16 protein-coding genes and 3 pseudogenes are annotated in these 21,069 nt (G+C 73.8%); 10 read left to right on the forward strand and 9 right to left on the reverse strand.

The window, feature by feature from the left end; translation table 11 throughout:
* The first annotated feature begins 459 nt into the window (after window positions 1-459).
* The 4 genes from ACHZ99_RS03625 (at window position 460) to ACHZ99_RS03640 (ending at window position 5,644) form a co-directional block, all read left to right on the forward strand.
* On the forward strand, window positions 460-2,517 hold the full coding sequence (locus ACHZ99_RS03625) for a hypothetical protein (RefSeq protein WP_420302828.1): 2,058 nt from the start codon (window positions 460-462) through the stop codon (window positions 2,515-2,517).
* A gap of 69 nt (window positions 2,518-2,586) precedes the next feature.
* Window positions 2,587-3,012, forward strand: a complete 426-nt coding sequence (locus ACHZ99_RS03630) for a hypothetical protein (RefSeq protein ID WP_420302829.1) — start codon at window positions 2,587-2,589, stop codon at window positions 3,010-3,012.
* Window positions 3,013-3,020: 8 nt separating this feature from the next.
* Complete coding sequence (locus ACHZ99_RS03635) at window positions 3,021-3,233, forward strand: hypothetical protein (protein ID WP_420302830.1); 213 nt, start codon at window positions 3,021-3,023, stop codon at window positions 3,231-3,233.
* Between the two features lie 167 nt (window positions 3,234-3,400).
* Window positions 3,401-5,644 carry a WD40 repeat domain-containing serine/threonine protein kinase gene (locus ACHZ99_RS03640; RefSeq protein ID WP_420302831.1) on the forward strand — a complete coding sequence of 748 codons (2,244 nt, stop codon included), beginning with the start codon at window positions 3,401-3,403 and terminating at the stop codon, window positions 5,642-5,644.
* A gap of 23 nt (window positions 5,645-5,667) precedes the next feature.
* On the opposite strand, the gene ACHZ99_RS03645 is transcribed toward ACHZ99_RS03640, so the two are convergent.
* Window positions 5,668-6,513, reverse strand: coding sequence for an AraC family ligand binding domain-containing protein (locus ACHZ99_RS03645; protein WP_420302832.1), 846 nt, complete (start codon window positions 6,511-6,513; stop codon window positions 5,668-5,670).
* Between the two features lie 55 nt (window positions 6,514-6,568).
* Between ACHZ99_RS03645 and ACHZ99_RS03650 the strand changes: the two genes are divergently transcribed.
* Entirely contained in the window at window positions 6,569-6,979 is a 411-nt protein-coding gene (locus ACHZ99_RS03650; protein WP_420302833.1) for a DUF2000 family protein, read from the forward strand.
* A 34-nt stretch (window positions 6,980-7,013) separates the two neighbouring features.
* Here the strand turns inward: ACHZ99_RS03650 and ACHZ99_RS03655 are convergent, their stop codons facing one another.
* A complete protein-coding gene (locus ACHZ99_RS03655) occupies window positions 7,014-8,207 on the reverse strand; it encodes a hypothetical protein (RefSeq protein ID WP_420303195.1) in 1,194 nt (397 codons plus the stop codon).
* A gap of 2,850 nt (window positions 8,208-11,057) precedes the next feature.
* Window positions 11,058-11,300 (reverse strand): annotated as a pseudogene (locus ACHZ99_RS03660) (IS701 family transposase); the annotation flags it as partial.
* Window positions 11,301-11,507: 207 nt separating this feature from the next.
* On the opposite strand from ACHZ99_RS03660, the gene ACHZ99_RS03665 reads away from it, so the two are divergent.
* Complete coding sequence (locus ACHZ99_RS03665) at window positions 11,508-11,840, forward strand: type II toxin-antitoxin system PemK/MazF family toxin (protein ID WP_420302834.1); 333 nt, start codon at window positions 11,508-11,510, stop codon at window positions 11,838-11,840.
* A 405-nt stretch (window positions 11,841-12,245) separates the two neighbouring features.
* Here ACHZ99_RS03665 and ACHZ99_RS03670 read toward each other — a convergent pair.
* Window positions 12,246-13,370, reverse strand: a pseudogene (locus ACHZ99_RS03670) (IS701 family transposase); the annotation flags it as partial.
* Between the two features lie 182 nt (window positions 13,371-13,552).
* On the opposite strand from ACHZ99_RS03670, the pseudogene ACHZ99_RS03675 reads away from it, so the two are divergent.
* A pseudogene (locus ACHZ99_RS03675) lies at window positions 13,553-13,762 on the forward strand (hypothetical protein); the annotation flags it as partial.
* Between the two features lie 16 nt (window positions 13,763-13,778).
* Here the strand turns inward: ACHZ99_RS03675 and ACHZ99_RS03680 are convergent.
* Window positions 13,779-14,504, reverse strand: coding sequence for a DUF2785 domain-containing protein (locus tag ACHZ99_RS03680; RefSeq protein WP_420302835.1), 726 nt, complete (start codon window positions 14,502-14,504; stop codon window positions 13,779-13,781).
* 838 nt (window positions 14,505-15,342) lie between these two features.
* Here ACHZ99_RS03680 and ACHZ99_RS03685 point away from each other — a divergent pair.
* Window positions 15,343-15,687, forward strand: coding sequence for an antibiotic biosynthesis monooxygenase family protein (locus tag ACHZ99_RS03685; RefSeq protein WP_420302836.1), 345 nt, complete (start codon window positions 15,343-15,345; stop codon window positions 15,685-15,687).
* A 153-nt stretch (window positions 15,688-15,840) separates the two neighbouring features.
* On the opposite strand, the gene ACHZ99_RS03690 is transcribed toward ACHZ99_RS03685, so the two are convergent.
* The 3 genes from ACHZ99_RS03690 to ACHZ99_RS03700 all read right to left on the reverse strand — a co-directional run bounded on the left by ACHZ99_RS03690 (window position 15,841) and on the right by ACHZ99_RS03700 (window position 18,231).
* Window positions 15,841-16,179, reverse strand: coding sequence for a hypothetical protein (locus ACHZ99_RS03690; protein ID WP_420302837.1), 339 nt, complete (start codon window positions 16,177-16,179; stop codon window positions 15,841-15,843).
* A gap of 554 nt (window positions 16,180-16,733) precedes the next feature.
* Entirely contained in the window at window positions 16,734-17,465 is a 732-nt protein-coding gene (locus tag ACHZ99_RS03695) for a hypothetical protein (protein ID WP_420302838.1), read from the reverse strand.
* A 103-nt stretch (window positions 17,466-17,568) separates the two neighbouring features.
* Entirely contained in the window at window positions 17,569-18,231 is a 663-nt protein-coding gene (locus tag ACHZ99_RS03700; protein ID WP_420302839.1) for an HNH endonuclease family protein, read from the reverse strand.
* 184 nt (window positions 18,232-18,415) lie between these two features.
* Between ACHZ99_RS03700 and ACHZ99_RS03705 the strand changes: the two genes are divergently transcribed.
* Entirely contained in the window at window positions 18,416-19,270 is an 855-nt protein-coding gene (locus tag ACHZ99_RS03705) for an ABC transporter permease (protein WP_420303196.1), read from the forward strand.
* A 207-nt stretch (window positions 19,271-19,477) separates the two neighbouring features.
* Window positions 19,478-20,059 carry a TMEM165/GDT1 family protein gene (locus ACHZ99_RS03710; RefSeq protein WP_420302840.1) on the forward strand — a complete coding sequence of 194 codons (582 nt, stop codon included), beginning with the start codon at window positions 19,478-19,480 and terminating at the stop codon, window positions 20,057-20,059.
* A gap of 266 nt (window positions 20,060-20,325) precedes the next feature.
* Here the strand turns inward: ACHZ99_RS03710 and ACHZ99_RS03715 are convergent, their stop codons facing one another.
* Window positions 20,326-20,988, reverse strand: coding sequence for an HAD-IA family hydrolase (locus tag ACHZ99_RS03715; RefSeq protein WP_420302841.1), 663 nt, complete (start codon window positions 20,986-20,988; stop codon window positions 20,326-20,328).
* Between the last annotated feature and the right edge of the window lie 81 nt (window positions 20,989-21,069).

Raw genomic sequence — 21,069 nt, forward strand, 5'->3', positions numbered from 1 at the left:
GGGCGATGCCGCCAAGGCCTCCGCCGCCGCCGGCCGCGCCGCCTCGGCCGCCTCCGGGGCCGCCCGCGCCGCCCGGGTGGCCATCGGCGCCGCGGCGACGGCGGTGGCCGCCTCCCGCCGCGCCGCCTCGGCGGCGGCGCGGCGGCATCCGCGGCCGCCGCCGCCGGGCGGGCGGCCTCGGTCGCCAACCGGGCCGCCACCTCCGCCTCCAAGCACGCCGACCGCGCCTCCGCGGCCCGCAGGGCGGCCGAGGCCGCCCGGGACGCCGCGCGGAACGCCCGCACCGCCGCGAGCGCCGCCGACAGCGCCGCGCAGGCGACGGACGAAGCCGCCGGGGCCGCCTCGTCCGCCGCCGCCGCCGGACGCGACGCCGCGGTCGCCGCCCAGGCCGCCTCGGCCGCCGCCGCCTACTCCGGGGTCTCCGCCGCGAAGGCCCGGGAGGCGCGCGCGGCCGCCGCCGTGGCCAGCCGCGCCGCCGCGACCGCGACCAGCGCGGCCGACCGCGCCATCGCCCTGGCCCACAAGGCGGCGGCCGCCGCCAGGGACTCGCGCGACGCGGCCGTCCGCGCCGCCGTGCACGCCGACAGGGCCGCCGCGTTCGCCGAGGACGCCGCCGAGCACGCCGGCCAGGCCATCGAGTACGCGAAGAAGTCGACCGAGCACGCCAACGCCGCCACCGAGGCCGCCGACAACGCCACGGACGCCGTCAACAGGGCCGTCGAGATCGAGAAGGTCGCCCGCGCCAGCGAAGCGGAACAGCTCCAGGCGGAAGCGGAACAGTCCCTGCACGACGCCGCGGAGCTCAAGGCCCAGGACGACATCGCCCGCGCGGAGGCGTCCCGGGCGCAGACCCAGGCCGCGGCGCTGGCACAGGAGACCACCGAACTGCTCGCCGGCGCCGCCGCGGAGACCGACCCCGGCAAGCGGGCGGCGCTGGGCCGCCGCGCGGCCCTGAGCCTGATCCAGCAGGACACCGGGGTGTGGACCGGGGACGCCGCGGACGCCGCGCTCTCCGGAACCGACGCCGACGTGACCGCGTGGCTCGACACCGCGCGCGTCGCCGCGCAGCAACTCGACGACCGGGACAAGGTCGTCGCACTGGCCTCCGGCGGCCCCAGCAAACTGGCCCAGGCCGCCCAGGCAGCGCTCGACACCGGCGACCCTGCGCAGATCACCGCGTTCCTGACCACGGGCGCCTACGAAGTGCAGGCCGAGGACAACCGCGTCCAGATCCTGAGGCTGCTCGACGGCGCCGGCAAGGCGGTCACCGCCGCGGGCAACAAGGTGCTCGACGACGGCAGCGCCAGGGCCCTGCACGACTTCCTCATCACCGGGTATCCGGCGGCCCTGCTCGAAGACGACCGCGTGACGATCCTGGCCTCGCTCCCCCAGGGCGGCCCCTGGTACCGGGCGGCCGCGCAGGCGGCCCTGGACGGACCCGCGTGGATGTGCCGCTCCTTCCTCGAACGTGTCGGCCCCAAGGCCGCCACACTCGACGCGGACTCCGAGGCGCACACCCTGGCGGTCAGAACCCTGATCAACCAGGCCGCCGAGGTCGCCGCCCGGGCGCAGCGGGAAGCCTGCCAGGCGCAGAAGGCCGCCGCCGAGGCCCGCCAGGCCGCCGCCGAGGCCCAGCAGTGGGCGGAGAAGGCGGACAACGCGGCGGACAAGGCGGCGGACTACGCCCGGGCGGCACTGCAATCGGCCAACCAGGCGGAGGTGTCGGCCGACGCGGCGTACAAGTCCGCGGCACAGGCCCGGAGCGCGGCGGCCACCGCGCGGCAGGCCAGCCGCAAGGCGAACTACTACGCGAACCAGGCGATGGCGTCCGCGAGGTACGCCAGCAATGCCGCGTGGAGCGCGAAGCAGGCGGCGTCACGGGCGTACGCGGACGCGATCGCCGCCGGCAAGGACGCGGCGGCCGCGCAGGCCGCGGCCCGTGACGCACAGCGCGCCGCGGTGGCGAAGTACCTGGAGGAGCAGACGCAACGGGTGGCCGACGCGGTGGAGAAGGCCCTCGGGGACGAGGCCGCCGGCCGGGACCCGTCCGACAACCCGGACAACGACAAGATCAACGACGATCCGGACGAGATCGGCGGCGGGCCCGGCGGTATCGACTGGCTCAAGGTGGTCTCGATAGTGAGCGGGGGCGCCGCGCTCCTTGCCGGCCTGTTCGCGTTCTATCCGAGAGCCCACTTCGCCATTCCTTGGCTGTCCATCGGGTCCTGGGGGATCACACTCGGCGGAACCGCGCTGGTGGCTATCGGTACGGAGCTCGGCAAATTCGGCGAGGCGATTCCAGGAATGGCGTTCGCTGCCATTCTCACGGGACAGGGACTGTTCTGGAAATCCTACCTGAACCGCATACCGGACCTGGAGATAGACGGCCTGACGAGGGAACTCGTCGACGCCGTGGGGAACCTGGGCGCCGGAGCCTATTCGGTCTGGAGCAGCGTGAGTGTCGTGGACGACATGTACGAAGGAGGAAAGTCCCTCATCACTGACCTGTTCTCGTAAGACCGCTGGCGGCGGGGCCTCCGCCCGAGTAGGCTGAGGCCCCTGCCGTCCGCCGAGCGGAGACCATTCATGTCCTGGTTACCCACATCGTCCGACATCCCCCTTGAGGGCTGGTGGATTCTGACGGTATTGGCAATCCTTACACACCTGGTTTGCTTTCCCAGATGGGGCACGACGTCGAGAACGATCGAGAAAGTCATTGCGTACGCCTACCCGGTGCTTGCATTTATCGGATCGGTGTTCATCGGCGTGAGCGCCGACGCTTCCGAAGAGCTTTTCTGGGCGGGATACGTCTGGGTGATGCTGTCGCCGACACTCGTCGTGGCAGGCAGCAGCAAGGAAATGGACAAGGCGGAACAGGCCCAGAAGAAGCATGGCGGAAATCTCCAGGATTACGTACCGAAGAACGTCAAGAAGCGCATGCAGGCCCAGACCGTCGGGGTGCTGCTCCTGGGCATATGGCTGATCGTCACGTCCCGGGAAGGTGTGGGGTAGGGGGCGGAATGAAGCAGGCGAAAATGGTGGTGGTACAGATGTGGATCACCACCTTCGCATTCCTCGTCGTGGTCATCGGCAAGAGCACGGAGACGACACTGATCGGAGTCGGAGTCGGAGTGTGCTCCGGAATCGCCACACTGCTGACGATGCACAGCACGAAGCGCGCACTTGCCCGGCAGGGAAAAAAGGTGAGCAGGAACCCGTTCCGGCTGCCCTGAGCACGCGGTGCGGCCGGGCTCGGCACCGACGGCCCGCGGCGGGGTACGGGTCCCCGGCGGACTCGCGCTTCGGGGCTCCGAGCGCGACGATGTGCCTCTGCACACGCGCAAGCAGCGGACCCGGGGCTGGAGTTGTGCCGCGGCACCGGACGAGTCGGAAGGCGCCGATGGACCTGTTGGGGGAGGCGGACCGGCCGGCGGCCGGGCCGTACCGGCTGGTGGCCGAGCTGGGGCAGGGCGGCATGGGGCGGGTGCTGCTCGGCGTCGCGCCGGACGGGCGGCTGGCCGCGGTGAAAGTGGTGCGCCCCGAGTTCGTGGCGGACGACGGGTTCCGTACCCGGTTCCGGCGCGAGGTGGCGGCGTCCCGCAGGGTGTCCGGGGCGTACACGGCCGCCGTGGTGGACGCCGACGCGGACGCGCCGCTGCCGTGGCTGGCGTCCGTGTTCGTGCCGGGGCCGTCGCTGGACGACGTGGTGGCGCGGACGGGTCCGTTGCCGGCCGGTGCGGCGGTGCGGCTGGCCGCGGGGCTGGCCGCCGCCCTGGCGGGGATACACCGGGCCGGGCTCGTCCACCGCGACCTCAAGCCGTCCAACGTGCTGCTCGCCGCCGACGGGCCGCGGGTCATCGACTTCGGCATCGCCCGGGCCGCGGACGGCGAGGGCGGCACCGAGATCACCCGCACGGGCTGGCTGGTCGGCTCCCCCGCCTTCATGTCCCCGGAGCAGGCGGAGGGCCGTGACGTCACGGCGGCCGGCGACGTGTTCGCGCTCGGCACGGTGCTGGTCCAGGCGTGCACCGGGCGGAACCCGTTCGCCGGCCCGGCCGCGCCGCAGACCCTCTACAACATCGTGCACACCGAACCCGACCTCGCGCCGCTGCCGGACCGGCTGCGGGATCCGGTCGCACGCTGCCTGGCCAAGGACCCGTCCGGGCGGCCCACCCCGGAGGAGCTGCTGGCGGCCCTCGGCCGGCTCGGCCCGTCCGTACGGCCCTGGCCCGCCGGCGTACACGCGCTGATCGACGCGCAGCATGCCGAGGTCGCGCGGGTCCTCGGACTCCCCGGGGGCGGGGACGTGGTGGTGGAGACCGGGACGGCGACGGTCGTACGCACCGGGCCCGCGGCGGGGGGCCTCGTGCCCGGCGCGGCCGGGGACCGGGGCGGGGACCCGCGCCCGGCCGCGCCGGGCAACGGCCGGGCGCCGGCCCCCGGGCCGCCGTCAGCGGGCCGCGGTGCCGCGGACCCGCGTACCGAGACGGCGCCGGCCGCGGGCGGGCCGGCCGCGGCCCCGTACGCGACGCCGCCGGCGCGGCCGGTTCCGCCGCCCGTCGTACTGGCGGCCGGTGCCCCGGCCCGGCGGCGCCCCCGCCGCCGTACGCTCCTGCTCGGCGGCCTGGGCGCGGCCGCGGCCGCCGTCGCCGTCCCGCTCGCCGCGGACCGGCTCTCCGGCTCCTCCGCCGGGGCTTCCACCGGATCTGCGGTGTCCGGCGAGTGGGAACCCGCCTTGCTGGCGTCGGCGGAGTTCAGCCCGAAAGGGGGACTGATCGCGGGCAGTGACAGGCTGGGGGGCGTGGCCCTGTGGGACAGTCCCACCCTGGAGGTCGCGGCCGTCCTCAGAGAGCCCGTCGGGGACGAGGCGGACGTCTCCAGCGAGGTGGCGTTCAGCCCCGACGGCGCACTCCTCGCCGCCGTCGTCCACAACTCGTCGGTCCGGCTGTGGGACGTCCCGGCCCGCACGAGGACGGCCGAACTCGACGTGCCCGAGAGCCAGCGGAACTCCCCGCTGGGCCACTCGCTGGCGTTCACCCCTGACGGCAGGACCCTGGCCTTCGGTACGGAGGCCACGATCACGCTGTGGGACGCCGCGTCCCACGAGAGGGTCGCCACCCTCGTCGACCCCGTCGGCCGGGTTGACGTCTCGGGCACCGGGGCGCTGACGGGCCTGGTGTTCACCCGGGACGGCCGTACCCTCATCGCGTCCACGAACACCGGGAAGCTGCGCTTCTGGGACGTACGGCGACGAAAGGTCACCGCCACCGTCCGGGGAGCACAGGCCGGGGAGGGCCCGGATTCCCTCCGTCTCAGCCCGGACGGCAGGATGCTCGCCGCCTTCACCGGGGACGGGCTCAAGGTGTGGCGCCCCGCGGACCGCAAGGAGATCACGACCCTCGCGGCCACCGGGAGCAGCCTGGCGTTCAGCCCGGACAGCACGCTGCTGGCGGTCGCCGAGACGGGCGGCGACATCGGGCTCTGGTCCACCGCGACCTGGAAACCCGGCGGCAGCCTCGACGGCCGGCACACGCGGACGGACGGGGACGCGTCCGCGAAGCCGTCCTCCCTCTCCTTCAGCCCCGACGGCAAGCTGGTCGCCGGCGCCCTGCCGACCCGGGTGGCCCTCTGGAAGGTCACCTGAGCACGCGGCGCGGCCGACCGGGCTCAGCGGCCCCGGCCGGCGAGGGCGAACTCGCCCGGGGTGATGCCGTAGCTCCGCACGAACCACCGGTGCAGGTGGCTCTGGTCCGCGAACCCCGCCGCCGCCGCGGCCTCCGCCCCGCTCGCCCCCGCCGTCAGCCGGCGCCGGGCGTCGCGGAGGCGGAGGAGGCGTTGCAGGTCGCTGGGCGACATGCCGTACTCCGCGCGGAACGCCCGGTACAGCGCGTACCGGCTGCACCCGGCCGCCGCCGCCAGCTCCGCCGCCGGGACCTCCTCGGCGTACCGCTCCGCCAGCAGCGCCCGCGCCCGCCGCGCGGCGGCGGACCGCGCGCCGCCGGGGCGCAGCGTACGGGCGGGGGGCGGGGCGGTCGCGGCGCGGCGGACCATCGCCGCGACGGCGGCGGTCAGCCGCTCGTCGCGCACCAGCGGGCCGGCCCCCTCCGTGAGCGCGGCGTGCAGCCCCAGCAGGGCCCGCCACAGCGGCGGGTCGCGGTGCACGGGGTCGGCGAACAGCGGCAGGGCGGCGGCGCGGCCCGGCCCGCCGACGTCCGCGAGGACCTCCCGTACGACGTCGGGGCCGATGTGCACCATCCGGTAGGTGAAGCCCAGCTCGGTCGCGGACTCGCCGTCGTGCGGGTCGTCGGGGTTGAAGGCCATGACGAGGCCGGCGGCGGAGGTGTGCGAGCCGCCGCGGCAGACGAAGCGCTGGGCGCCGGTCTCGGTGAGGCCGAAGGAGTACGCCTCGTGGCTGTGGGGATGGAAGACGTGCTCCTCGAAGTGGGCGCGCATCGCCTCCACCGGCCGCTGCGCGTCCCGCCAGTACGAGACCCAGTCGCTCACGCCCTCCATGGTGCCGCACGAGCGTTCAAGACCGCGGCGGGCCGGTCGGGGGGAGGGTGGCGGCATGCGCTTCGACACCAAGATCGCCGTGATCGTACGGCACGACCTGGCCACCTGGCAGCGGCTGAACGTCACGGCCTTCCTGTGCAGCGGCGTCGCCCACGCCGCCGACGACATCATGGGCAAGCCGTACGAGGACGCCTCCGGCAACACATACCTGCCGATGTTCCGCGAGCCCGTCCTCGCCTTCGCCGCCGACGCCGCCGGCCTGACCCGTACCCACGGCCGGGCCCTGTCCCGCGGCCTGGCCACCGCCGTCTACACCGACGAGCTCTTCGCCACCGGCAACGACGACGACAACCGCGCGGCGGTGCGCGACGTCGGCGCCGGGGACCTGTCGCTGGCGGGGCTCGCGGTGTACGGCCCGCGGAACGCGGTGGACCGTACGGTCAAGGGCCTGAGCCTGCACACCTGAACCGGGCCCGGCGGCCGCCGGGCCCGGCAGCCCCTCAGAGGTACCGCTCCCACCCCGCCTTGGGCGCCTGGCCCACCTGGAGCCGGCGCAGCTTCGCGAGCGTCCGCGGATCCTGCGCGTCGAGCCAGTCGGCGAGCTGCCGGAAGGACACGCACCGCACGTCCTCGCGCGGGCAGACCTCCTTGATCGTCTCCTCGACCGCGCGCATGTACGCGCCGTCGTGCCAGGTCTCGAAGTGGTTGCCGATGATCAGCGGCGCGCGGTTGCCGGTGTAGGCGCGCTCGAAGCCGGCGAGCAGCGAGTCGCGCATGTTGGCCTCGGCGTTGGCGGGGGTGGTGAGCGGGTTGACCTTGAAGTTGTAGTCCATGGCCAGCTCCTCGCGGTCGCTGCCCGGGTACGGCACGAGCTGCATCGACAGATCCCACAGCCCGTCCGTCCTCGACGGCCACACCTGCTCGCTGACGCCGCTGGAGTCGTACCGCCAGCCCAGCTCGCGGGCGGCGGCGCGAAGGTTCTCGCGCCCTTCGAGGCAGGGGGTGCGGGCGCCGGTCAGCTCACGTTCGTAGTCGAAGGGCAGCGGTTCGGCGTCGTGCAGGCCGGTGTGGGTCTTCCACCGCTGCACGAACCGCTTCGCCTGCGCGATCTCGCTCTTCCACTCCTCCTTCGACCAGCTCGCGACGCCGGTCGGGCCGCAGAAGTGGCCGTTGAAGTGGGTGCCGATCTCGCTGCCGTCGAGCCAGGCCCCGCGGACCTGCTCGACGGTCTCCTTGATGTGCGCGTCACTGAGCAGGCCGATGTCGGAGGCGCCGGGGGCGTGGCCGGGAGGCTCGTACAGGGAGCGCTTGGACTCGGGGAGGACGTAGATGCCGGAGAGGAAGTACGTCATGGCGGCGTCGTACTTCCGCCCGACCTCGCGGAAGTGCGCGAAGAGCCCGTCGCCGACCTCGCCGGCACCGTCCCACGAGAACACGACGAACTGCGGCGGCTTCTCCCCGTCGGCCAGTCGCCGCACCCGCGGCTGCCGGGGCTGCGCCCCGGTCCAGGCGGTCGACCCGTCCCCGATGAGCCGCACCCCCCGACCTTGCCCCTCCGGCGCGTCCCCCCGCGAGTCCGCCTTCCCGGCCCCGGGGCCGGTCCCGGGGCCGGTCTCCCCGCCGCCGGTCTGCCCGCCGCCCCCGGGGCCCGCACACCCGGCCACCGCCACCGCCACGGCACACGCCCCGACCACCGCACGCCTCGCCCAGCCCATGAGTCACCTCTCTCCACACCGATTTCGCTGGAGTGATAACCCGAAAAACATATAAATATCCTTATCTCACCCGATTACCAGACTCTCTGTGCCTGCGGACGCCCCGGATGCGCGGCTGCAACTCCGGCTGGGGGCGTGCGGGCGTGCGTGCGTACCGACGTGCGGGCGTGCGTCGGCGGGGTGTCGCCCAAGGCGGCCGTCTGCTGCCCCAGGCGTCCGCTCATCCCGGAGGGCCACACCGGGTGAGTGAGATTCGTGCGGTATCGACCGAGGTCCGGCAAGTACGGTGCGGTGCGCGATGAGTTGGGAGCAGGCGCTGCGCGACTCCTGCCTGGAGTGCGACCCCGGCTACGCCGCCTGTCGGGTTGGCAGTCGCAGCTGCCCGAGGACGACGACACCGGAGCACATGCCCGTCCGCCGACAACGCGCCTTGCCTGCCAGCGGGTCCGCCGCGGGGTCGGCGCGGGGTCCGCCGGGAGCGCCCGCCGGGGGGGCGGCGGGGGGCGGGGGATGCGCTGCGGGGTGCCCGCGGGGGGCCGCCGCGGGCACGCCGCCGTACGCGGCGCCGACGCGGGCCGACGAGGCCGTGCCCCCGGCGGCCGGCGCTCACGCGGTGGGCGGGGACCGGGGTGAGCGGGGGTGAGCCGGGGAGGGAGCCGGGCCGCGGGGAACCGGGCCAGTGGGACCGGCGCGCCGCGAGGAGCCGGGGCCGCAAGAAGCCGGGGTGTGCGGCCGTGTGAGGGGCTGCGGTGACGGGGGGCCTGCGTCGGGGGCGGCCAGGTCGGCGGGTGGCACCGCGTCTGGGGAACGAGCGGTGCCGGGGTGAGCGGCGGTACGCGGCGGACACGGCGACGGACGGCCCGCGTCGGGGATGGCCGGGGGCGGCGGGTGACCCGGCGTCGGGGGACAGGGCGGTGTCGGGGTGAGCGACCGTGGGCGGGCGGGCCGGGTCGGGAGCCTGCGCCAGGGGCGGCCGGAGCGGCCGGCGACCCGACGTCGGGGTGGGCGGCCCGGTGTCGGGGTGGGCGGCCGTGCGTACGGCGGCGCGGCGTCGGGGGGTTGGAGCATTTGTCCCCCGGGGCCTCGCTGCCCGGCGTGTCAGGAGCGCCGGGCAGCGGCCTTGGTCGGCGATGGGCACGGAGCTGGCGGCGATCGGCCCTCGCATCCCGCCCACACCGCCGCCCGGGACCCGCTCCTGCCCCGCGGCGCCCGCCCACACCGCCCTCCGGGGACCACACGGGCTCCGGCGCGGCCAGGTGCCCGCCGGGGTGCACGTCGGCGGGCGAAACCCGACCCCCGTGGGCGATTTGGTCCGGTTTTGGGGGTGAGTTACCGCGGGTTCGTCACCACCACGTGCGCCCGGAGCGCCGACACGCACGTAACTGGTCAAAACTCGGCCCCGGTGGGTGTTTTGGGCTGGTTTGATGGGCGGGATATCGCGAGTTCGTCACCGTCACACGCAAACTGGGCACCCCACGGGGGCCAGATGCGGCCGACCGGCCCGCGCGCACGTAACTGGTCAAAACTCGGCCCCGGTGGGCGATTTGCCCGAGTTCGGGCAAGGGGTTACCGCGGGTTGTGACACGCGGCGGGTCCCCTCCCGGGGGCGGCGAGCAGCCGCAGGCGCATCGCCGCAGGGCGGCAGCGCCAGTGGGGCGCCCTGCGGTGCGGACGCGATACGAGGGCCGATCGCCGCCCAACTCCGCACAGATCGCCGCCCAAGCCCGACGCCCCGCACTCCTGACACGCCGGGCAGCAGGGCCCCGGGGGACAAATGCTCCAACACCCCGACGCCGCACCCCCGTACGTACGCCCACCCACCCCGACACGGCCCCAACCCCCGACACCGGCCCACCGACCGCCCCGGCCACCCCCGACGCAGGCCCCGCCCGACCCGGCTCCCGTACGCACGCCCACCCCGACACCGCCCCACCCCCGACGCCGGCCCACCGATCGCCCTGGCCACCCCCGACACCGGCCCTCACCCGAACCGGCCCACATGCGCACGCCCGCCGCCCCGACACCGCGCCGCCCACCCCGACGCCGGGCCGCCGACCGCTCCGGCCGCCCCTGGCGCAGGCCCCACCCGACCCGGCCACCACACGCACGCCCGCCCACCCCTGCATCGAGCCACCCGCCGGCCCGGCTGCACCCGGCGCGCCGCCCCACGGCACCCGTCGAGCGGTGTAGCGCCATCGGCGGAACTGACTCGGCCGATACCCGCTCCACCACGCGGCGGGACACGATCGCGCCCCGACCGCGGACGTGCTCGGCCAACGGGAGACGACTCCCTGACGCCGGGCCACCCCGACAGCCGTCGCACCCCGTGAACGCGGGACGGACCCCGGCGGCAAGACCGGCCCGCTCGCGGACGCGACTGATGGACGGGGGACAGAGCCCCGCCACAAGCCCAGCCTCCTCACGGACACGCCCGATCACCGAGGGGCCGTGCCCCGGCGCCAGGCCGCCCCGATCGCGGACGCGCTAACCGCCGGAGGCCACACTCCGGCGCCGAACCCCGGCCCCCGCGGACACGCCACGCGACGGGGGCCGGGAACCGGGGCGCCGGTGTGCCCCGCTCGCGGATGCGCCGTGGACGGGGTAGGGGGCTCGGCGATTGGCTCGGTCCCGTCGCGGATGCACCCCGCGGGGGCCGAGCACCGGGGACACCGGTAACCCCCCGGGCCGGGCCGGTGGACGGGGTAGGCGTAGGAGCCGGGCCCCGCCCCGAACACGGAGACGGCCCGGCGCCGCGGAGGCAACCTGGCACCCGGGCGCGGGGGGCCACCGGCGGCCGTCACCCAGCCGGATACCGCTGCACGCCGACGCCAGCACGGCCTCGTCGTCGGCCAGGTGCTCCAGCACGAACTCGCGCAGGTCGTCAGGGACCAGATCGGCGTCCCACTTCGCCCGCCCCAGTAGGTGCTGCGGCCCGTCCGGAGTGGCGTTCCCGACGTGCTCGGCGATCGTCCAGCAGTTCTTGCGCGGCAGGTCCGCAAGCAGCCCCAGTACCAACTGCCGTGCCCGAAAACGGGGTTCGACCCGGGCGAACCGGCCCGCGATCCGCCCCATCAGTCCCTCGAACACATCCCGCCAGCCCGCAGGGCCTACGCTGTGACCTGCGGCCACCGCAGGATCCTCTGTCTTCACACACCGATGATCGGCGGTGGACGCAGCCATCTTCTCACCGGCTCTGACCAGCCAACCTCACGATCTGTGGCTGGAGCAGGCGGCGACCGAAGGGGCGTTGCAGGCGCGCCGTCCGTGTCAGGAGGACATATGCGACGTGGCGAAGTCTGGTGGGCAGATTTCGACGAGCGGAGGGCAGTCGTACTGCTCTCCGGAGAAGAGGGGTCCGGTTTCCGGGCGATGCAGGTTGTCGCTCCCGCGGGCACCGATCTCAGCGGCTTGGCCGTTGAGGTGACAGTAGGCGCCCCTGAAGGACTGCCTCTCGAAGGCGTTCTCAGAGTCGCACTTCCACGTCCCGGCCTCATCCCTTGCACTTGGCTGGTCACCCTGACCAGGGAAGACCTGATCGGGCGGGCGGGCGTCCTGCCGTCCGCGAAGCTCGGCGAGATCGAGGATGCCCTTCGCCTCGGTGGACTTGAGTAGGCGAAGCACGACGGATGTCACCGATGGCGCGGCCGATCTCGTCCAGACGGTCAACGGTGGCCGCGCCCATCTCAGCGGCGTCCCCCACCCACAAGATCACGATCTACGGCTGGAGTACTAGTACTCCAGCAGTGGTTTGTGTCTTGACCTGCGGTGATGCGGGATGGTGGGGAGGGTAGCGGGGTGCGGACGGTCAGGGGCCGGGTTCACGGGTTTTCCCCTCGCACGAGCGACTGCGACGCTGGTAGTGGCAGTGGCGTGCGACGGCCTGACGTTGTCGGCGCCACTGGGACCATGCCAGCGCGTGGTCGCAGTGGCGGCGGCGCCGGGGTAGGCGAGGTGCCAGGAGCCTTCGTACTTCTGCCACTGTGAGCGCAATGATCCCGGGCGTCCCGCAAGTGGCGCCCCTTTTTCGGCTTCGAGTGCGGTGACAGCGGCGAGGAACGCGTGGGCGAGCATGGCCAGGGTGATGTGCCGGTACCAGCCCACATAGCGGCGGACTTCGTACTGGTCCAGGCCGCACTCGTTCTTCGCCGCCTGGAAGCACTCTTCAATCGCCCATCGGCTGCCGGCGACCCGGATCAGGTCTGCGGGTCCGGCATCGGGTGGCGCGCAGGCGAGGTAGTAGGCGATCTCGTCGGGCTTGTGGATGCTGCGGCGGGCGAGTGCCCAGCGGTGGAGGACGATCTGGTCGCCGATGCGGTCGAAGTCGTCCACCGGGCGCAGGCGGACGGCCGCCCAGTCGTAGACGCGCGGGCCCTTGGCGCCGTTGCCGCACGAGCGGCGCAGCCAGGCTTCGGGTGGGGCGTCGGCGAAGGCGGTGTCGATACGGGGTCCGGCCAGGGAGAACTGGGATTTGGGGACGGCGACGACGTAGCCGACCCCGGCCAGTTCCAGGGTGCGGCGGAAGCGGCTGTCCTGCCCGTAGGCGGCGTCCGCGGTCACCCAGGACACCGGCAGCGGAGAGGCGAGTGCGCGCAGGACCAGGTGCCGGGCCAGGGCAGGCTTGGTGGCAAAGTCCCGCTGTTCGGGCACTTTCGCCGCGCGGCAGCGTGCCGGGTCGTCGGTCCAGGACTTCGGCAGGTACAGCTCCCGGTCGACCAATGCGCGGCCCCTGTCGGTGACGTAGGCGGCGAAGATCCCGATCTGGCAGTTCTCGGTGCGTCCGGCAGTGCCGGAGTACTGGCGCTGGACGCCGGCCGAGGTGGTGCCCTTCTTGAGGAATCCGGTGTCATCGATGATCAGGACGCCGCCAGGGTGGCCGAGGTGCTCAGCCACGTAGTGCTGCAGGTCGTCACGGACGTCGTCGGGTTCCCAGCAGCTGCGGCCCAGCAGGTTCTGCAGACCGTCAGGAGTACGGTGACCTGCGTATTCGGCCAGCTGCCAGCTGTTCTTCCGGGCAACGGGGGCGAGGAGTGCGCGGACGTAGTCCCGGGCCCGGCGGCGCAGGTCCACCCGCCCGAAACGATGGCCGATGCTGGTGAAGAGTTCCGTCAGCTGCTGGTTCCATGAACAGGTATCAGGAGCAATGTGCGTCGTCACACCACAGATCTGCCCAGGTCAGCACCCTCGCCGGCGTCGCAGTCGCTCGTGCGAGGGGAAAACCCGTGAACCCGGCCCCTGACCGTCCACACCCCGCTACCCTCCCCACCATCCCGCATCACCGCAGGTCAAGACACAAACCACTGCTGGAGTACTAGGGCATTGAGCCCTCCACCCGACTGGGCCGCCACCGCTGGGTCGTCGAAAGAGTCGTCGAAAGAACAGTCTCCTGGCTGGCCGGCCGCCGGCGCCTGCACCGCCGCTACGAACGCAAGGCCGCGCACTTCCTCGCCTTCGTCGGCATAGCCGCCACCCTCATCGGCTACCGCCGACTGACCAGGCGGCGAAGGCACGCGCAGCAGGGAAACGGCCCGCGCTGATGCCGAAGCTGCCGTGTCAGGCGAGCCAGTAGTAGGGAAGGCGAAGGAGATCGGCGGCACGGGCGGCAACCGCTTCGGCATGCGGCGGGACGCCTTCGTCCACGAGGCCGCGAGTCAGGTGCAGGTGGAGGGACTGGAGGGTGGCAAACGTGTTGAACGCCCAGACCGGGACGGGCCCGGGGCCTCCTCCGGCCAGGGCCTCCGCCACCGCGGTCAGCCAGCCGGTGGCCTGCTCGCGGTTCAGGCCGGGGGCCTGGAGGATGCGCAGGAGCGCTCGCGCAAGCCTCGCGTCCTCCAACTGCGCGTATCGGTAGTCGCTCTGCGCGGCCGTCATCCTGCGGGCACAGAGTTCAAGAAGTTCCGTGCGGCGGTCGGGCAGGGCGTTTGCGAACGCGGCAGCAGCGTCAGCCCCGTGTGCGACGGCATGCAGCCAGCCCAGGGAGTCGTCCCAGCCGCGGGTGTCCTGCTCTACCGGATACCAGGCCGAGAATTCCGCATACCAACGCTCCGCAGCTTGCTTCGGCACGAGGCCGGGGACAGCGTGTCCGCGCGTCAGAACGGAGCAGAGGATCAGCGGTGCGAAGGTCCGAGCCTGTACCTCGGGGTGGATGAATCGGCTGGCACCGCGAGTTCGTCGCGCCCACGTGCACCCAGGCCCGGCCAGGGCAGCGACCCACGCCCCTGGGTCGCCCACGCACACGTCGACGCACAAAAGCCGGAACGCGCGGGCGATTCGCCCCACTTCGCGGAGGGAGTTACCGGGAGTTCTGCGCCTTCATGTGCACCTGTCCAGGAGATCTCCCGGCCCCCACCCCTGGACCCAACCACGCGCACGCCGACGCGCAAAAGTCGAGACTCGTGGGCGATGTGCGCCGGCCAGCCAGGACGCCGGCGCGCGCAAGCCGAGGCACGTGACGATTCGCTCAACTACACGGAGGGCTGCCGCGTGCTCGTGGCTCCTTACGTGCGCCCGGGCCGGTCAGTGCCGCGGCCCGCACCCTGGGCTCGGACGCACGCACGTCGACGGGCGAAAGTCGGGACGTACGGTCGATTCGCCCCACTTCGCGAAGGGCGTTGCGGCGAATTCATTGCCCGCGCGTGCACCCGGGCCACTCCAGGCGGTGCCCCACGCCCTTCGGCGCGGGCAACGACCAGAAGGTCAGGAACTCCTGCCGCAGGGTGTGCCAGCCGCTCGACGTGCAGCGCGCACCCGCCCCGACCTCGCAGATTGCGAGCGGCTTCTCGGACACCGACCAGGTGTTCCGGCCGGATGACGTGACGGGTGAGTGGCTCAGGGCGCGGCTGCCCCGGGAGCCTTGCGGCTCCGTGCGCGAGGCCGCACTGACGTCGGTGGAGTACACGGCGTAGCCAGGGGTTCAAGGAGGGTTCGGCACCCGTGCCTATGTCTGGAAGCCGCTCGGGTATTCGTACGCGGCGGGCGTGGGCCGCGTACGGCGCCGGGCCGGCGTGGCGTTCGGGGTGGTCCCGCCGGGGTGCCGGGGCTGGGGCGCTTACGCTGGCGGCGGAAGCGGCGCGTACAGCTCCGGAGCGGGCGCGTCCTGTCGGCTGAGAGGTGACCTGTGGCCAGCGTGGTGAAGATCAACGCCCTGACCGTTCCCGCCGAGCAGCGGGAGGTGCTGGAGAAGCGCTTCGCGGCGCGCGCCGGCCTGGTGGAGAGCGCGGACGGCTTCGAGTGGTTCGAGCTGCTGCGCCCCCTGGAGGGGTCGGACCGGTATCTCGTCTACACCCGCTGGCGCAGCGAGGAGGACTTCCAGGCCTGGATGGAGGGCTCGATGAAGGCCGCGCACCGCGGGGACGCGGGCGGGGACGGCGAGCAGCGGCGGCCGGCCGCCTCGGACTCGGAAGTGTGGACGTTCGAGGTGATCCAGCAGGCGAGCCCGGAGGGCCAGGCGGACCAGGGCTGAGGATCCGGCCGACCCTGGGCTGAGGTTCATCGTCTGCGGAGCGGCGGTGGCTGCGAGGCCGGTCGTGCTATCTGCCGTTGGTGCTCGGGATGTGTCTGCCGCGGGCGCCGATCGGGGATGGACGGGGTGGCGCGGGGCGCCCGCGACAGAGTCCTACAACTTCAGCAGCCGCTCGGCGAGATCCCGGCATTCGCGGAACGTGAGTCGCAGGCGCTCGGTCTCCGTGTTCCCGGCGCCTTCGGCGGCCTCGGTGGTACGGGCTTCGCGGGTCGTGGCGCGGTAGGCGTCGCGGCGCTCGGCGAGGAGCGCGGCGACGCGTTCGCCGAGGTCGTCGAGGACGGCGCAGGCGTCGTCGACGGCGCCCGGCGGGTCGTCGACGAAGCGGCCGGTCGCCCGGCGGAGCCGGTCTCCCCACTCGTCCCGGTCGGGCGGGGGCATGAGCAGGTGGTGGTCCGCGGTGTCGTCGTAGTCGGCGGGCTCGCCGGCGGGCACGGGTGCGTGCGCGGACGGAGGCGGGGGCGCCGGGTCCTGCTCCGGGGCCGGCCCTAGCGGTGCCGCTGGCTCGGGGTCAGTAGCCGGGGCTACGGGCGCGGGGGCCACGGGGTCCGCGACCGCCACCGGGTCGGCTGCCACACCCTCGGCGCTCGCCACGGGCTCGGTTGTGGCGGGACCGCTCCTCGTCGACGGGTCGGCTTCCGTCGGGCCGTCCTTCACCGGATCAGCCGTCACCGGATCGGTCTCATTCGCACCGGTCTCCGCCGGATCGGCCTTCACCACCGGATCGGTCTCCGCCGAACGCGCCTCCGCCGGGTGGGCCTTCGCCACCGGATCACCTCTCACCGCATCCGCCCCCACCGGACCGGCTCCCGCCGGACCGCCCGCCGCCGGATCGGCCTTCACGGGACCGCCCTCCGCCGGACCGCCCGCCGCCGGATCCGCCTCCACGCGACCGCCCTCCGCCCCGCCGCCCGACTCCCCCGCCCCCGGCGCATCCGGCTCCGCCTCCGTGTGCACGCCGCTCTCCCGCCCCGCGGCCTCCGCGTCCCTCACCGCGCGCTCCCGCCCCCGCCGTCGCCTCGGCGCAACGCCCGCGGCGCGTGTACGAGGCCGGCCAGCCGGCGTCCCGCGCCGCGTCCGCGGTCGGGCGGCGGCTCCTGCGGCTCCGGGGAGCCGGGGGCGGCCGGTTCCTTCGGGGGCGGGGTGGAGGCGGCCGCCGGGCGGTCGGCCAGTTCGGTGTAGAGCTCGCGCGTGCGCAGCAGCGCCGTGCGGGCCTCCTCGGTGGGCGGCTCTCCGCCCGCCCGGCCGGGGTCGCGCTGGGCGATCCGGTGCAGCCGGCGGTAGTCGGCGACGTGCCGGGGGTGGTGGACGGAGAGGGCCGAGACCCGCTCGTCGTACTCCTGCGCCGGATAGCCGCGGTCGGCGGCGAGGCGGGCGATGAGCTGGTCGGCCTCGGCGGCGGCGCGGGTGGGCGAGTCGACGAAGTGCTCCTGGATGCGGCTCCACTCGGCGTCGTAGCGTTCGCGGGCCGCGGGGTCGAGGCGTACGGGCCGCAGCTTGCCGTACTTCCGTACGCGCCCGGCCAGTTCCTTCTCGGCGGCTCTGCGGTCGCCGTCGTGGGCCTCGACCGTGCGGTCGTACTCCGGGCCGAAGCGCCGCCGCAGCCCTCGTTGCCCGCCGGGCAGGCCGGGGGTGGGGATTCCTCCTCCGGTGCGCACGAGTACCAGGGCCGCGAGTGCGACGGCGGCCACGACCAGGATGACGATCAGCCACGCAGTCATACGGGGCGGCTAGCCGGTATCGCCGGCCGCAAACGCGGCGGGCGGGGCCGCGGTCCCGGACCGCGGTGCGCGGCGCGGGGTTCCGCGCCGCGCCCGCGTGCCGTCAGCAGCCGGACAGTGTGGTCTCCAGCGCCGACTTCTCCGCCTCGTCGGCGGTCAGGTCGTAGGTGTGCTTGACCCACACCCACATGCTCGCGTAGGTGCAGTGGTAGTCGGTGGCCGGCGGCATCCACTCCGCCGGGTCGCGGTCGCTCTTGGACTGGTTGACGTTGTCGGTCACGGCGAGCAGCTGCGCGACGTCGAGGTCGTTGGCGAACTGCTCGCGCTCGTCGGTGCTCCACTCGTCGGCGCCGGAGCGCCAGGCCTCGGCGAGGGGCACCATGTGGTCGATGTCGACGTCGGAGGCGGCGGTCCAGGTCTCGCCGTCGTACGGGGAGTACCAGGAGCCGCTGACCGCGGCGCAGCTGCTGTCCTGCTCGACGTTGTCGCCGTCGCGTTCGAGGACGACCTCGCGGGTGTTGCAGGCCCCGGACTGGGTGCTCCAGTGCGGGAAGAGGTCGCGGTCGTAGCCGTCGGAGGAGCCTTCGGGCGCGGTGGTGATCCCGGCGAGGTAGCCGAGGGCGGTGTCGGCGCCGGGCGGGGTGGGCGGTTCGGCCTGGGCGGTGGGTGCCGCGGTCAGCAGCAGCGCGGCGGCGGCGAGCGGCACCGCGAGGTTACGCGCGTAGACCTTCAGGCGCGAGGCTGGCGGCAAGGGAAAGCCGGACATGCGAACTCCCGGATCTATGGGGGGTGTTGTGCGCTTGCACGTGGATGCTGGCGCCGTGAAGTGTCGTTTCTGCAGGCGCCAGGTAACACCTTGAGGACATGGCCATGTCACCCGCAAGACCGCGGGGCGGGTCCGTCCTCCCCGCACCCCCGGCGCCGCCGCCCCCCGGCCCGGCTACTCTCGGCTGATGCTGCCCGTCAACGGCACCCTCGCGGCGGTGCTCGGAGCCCTGCTGGCGGCCGCCGTCGCGGTCGCGGCGGCGGCCCGGCTCGGCGAGGGACACGAGCACCGGCGGCCCGGCCAGGGCACCGGCAACGGCGGGCCGGGCGAGGGGGGCGGGAAGGATCGTTTCTCCCGCTGGGGCTCACCACACGCGCGCGCCGTCACCACCGCCGGCCTGCGCGCCGCCCTCCAACTCGCCGTCGTCTCCGTCGTCATCGGCTACGTCGTACGCGCCGTGCCCCTGCTCCTCGCCTTCGTGGGCCTGATGTTCGCCGTCGCCGCCTGGACCGCCGGCCACCGCATCACGCACAACCGCACCTGGCGCTGGGCCGCCGCCCCCATCGCCGCCGGCGTGGCCCCCGTCGTCGCCACCCTGCTGCTCACCGGCCTAGTCGGGGTCGACGACATCGCCCTCATCCCGGTCAGCGGCATCCTCATCGGCGGCGCGCTCACCGGCACCGTGCTCGCCGGCCGCCGCGCGCTCGACGAACTCGCCGCCCGGCACGGGGAGGTGGAGGCGGCGCTGGCGCTGGGCTTCCCGGACCACGAGGCCCGGCTGGAGATCGCCCGGCCCGCCGCCTCGGACGCGCTGATCCCCGGCCTCGACCAGACCCGCACCGTGGGACTCGTCACACTGCCCGGCGCGTACGTCGGCATGCTGCTCGGCGGCTCCTCGCCGGTCGAGGCGGGGGCGGTGCAGCTCTTCGTGCTGGTCGCGCTGATGGCGGTGCAGGCGGTGGCGGTCGCGGTGGTGCTGGAGCTGGTCGCCCGCGGACGGGTGCATCGCCTACACTCGGGGACGTCTGAAGGGGAGTAGCCCTCAGCCGGTGCCGTCGACATACTGCCCAGCCCGCTGGGCCGGCGCCCGGAGCGCGGAACCGTACGGCCGTCCCACGGCCGTCCCGGGACTCCGCGCCGGCGAGACCTTCGGCCGCAGTGTCGTTTCGTTCCGTAGACGCTGCCGTGCCGAGGTCTGCCCACGTGCTTACGCTCTCGGTACGGCGCCCGACCGAGAGTAGGGATCTTGCTCAGCCTCAGCACCGTCGCGATCGTCTTCGGCGTCGTCTTCCTCGCCGAGCTGCCCGACAAGACCGCGCTCGCCGGCCTCATGCTCGGCACCCGCTACCGCGCCTCCTACGTCTTCGCCGGCGTCGCCGCCGCCTTCCTCGTCCACGTCAGCCTGGCCATCGCGGCCGGCAGCCTGCTGGCGCAGCTTCCCCAGCGGCCGGTGCAGGCGATCGTCGGCGCGCTGTTCCTGGCGGGCGCGCTGGTGCTGCTGCTGAAGAAGGACGACGACGAGGAAGAGGTCAGAACCCCCGCCGACCAGACCTTCCTGAAGGTGGCGGGGGCGGGCTTCATGCTGATCCTGGTCGCGGAGTTCGGCGACCTGACGCAGATCATGACCGCGAACCTGGCGGCGCGGTACGACGACTGGCTGTCGGTGGGCATCGGGGCGGTGCTGGCGCTGTGGGCGGTGGCGGCGATCGGGATCGTGGGCGGGCGGACGCTGATGCGGTACGTGCCGCTGAAGCTGATCACGAAGGTGGCGGCGGGGGTGATGCTGGTGCTGGCGGGGTTCAGCATCTACGAGGCGATCACCGGATAGCCCGCTCCCCACCGTCCGGGCCTGTCGGGCAAGCCCCGGCAGGCCCCATCCCCATCCCCGTCGCCGTCCCCGTCTCTTCGTTCGCGACAGCTCCACAGCTTCCCCGCACCCCCGCCCCAGGGTAGGCCGCCCCACTGACGATCAGGTCGGCACGGCCGCCTGACCTGGGGATTCGACCGCCCACCGCCGCCTCGTCGCCCGGCCCCGCGCCTCGCTGCCCGGTCCCTCCCCCTCGTCGCCCGGACCCGCTGCCCCGCCGTCCCTCCTTACGCGACCGCCAGCCGCAGCGCGCCGCCGCCCAGCGGCCGGACCCGTACCCCCGCCAGCGTCTCCACGTGCGCGTCCGTCCCCTCCCCCGCCGCCCGCGGGCCGACGCCCACGACCCGCATCCCGGCCGCCCGGGCCGCCGCGATGCCCGCCGCCGCATCCTCGAAGACGACGCAGTCCGCCGGTGCGAAGCCGAGGTCGGCGGCGCCCTTGAGGAACCCCTCCGGGTCGGGCTTGCTGGCGCTCACGCACTCGGCGGTGATGGAGATCGCCGGCACCGGCAGCCCGGCGGCGGCCATCCGGGCCTGGGAAAGCCCCCGGTCGGCGGACGTGACGAGCGCGTGCGGCAGCCCGGCCAGGCCCGCCAGGAACTCCGGCGCACCGGGTACGGGCACGATGCCCTCGGTGTCGGCGGTCTCCCAGGCGAGCATGCGGGCGTTGTCGGCGAGGTTCTGCTCGACGGGGCGGTCGGGGAAGAGGTGCGCCATGGTGGCGTGCGCCTGCCGCCCGTGGGCGTGGCGCAGGATCTCGTCGGCGTCCTTGCCGTTCTCGGTGGCCCAGCGGCGCCAGATGCGCTCCACGACGGCGTCGGAGTTGAGGAGGGTACCGTCCATGTCGAGGAGCAGTGCCTTGAAGACACCTATGTCCGTGGGCCTGCCCATACGTAACCCCCAGGGTTCGAGAATCGCGCCAACCGCGTTTGTTTCTACACGATACAAAACCGCTTCCGCCACGCCAAGCGG

Origin of the sequence: Streptomyces sp. MAR4 CNX-425 (assembly GCF_048656465.1) — a bacterium.
GTDB lineage: Bacteria > Actinomycetota > Actinomycetes > Streptomycetales > Streptomycetaceae > Streptomyces.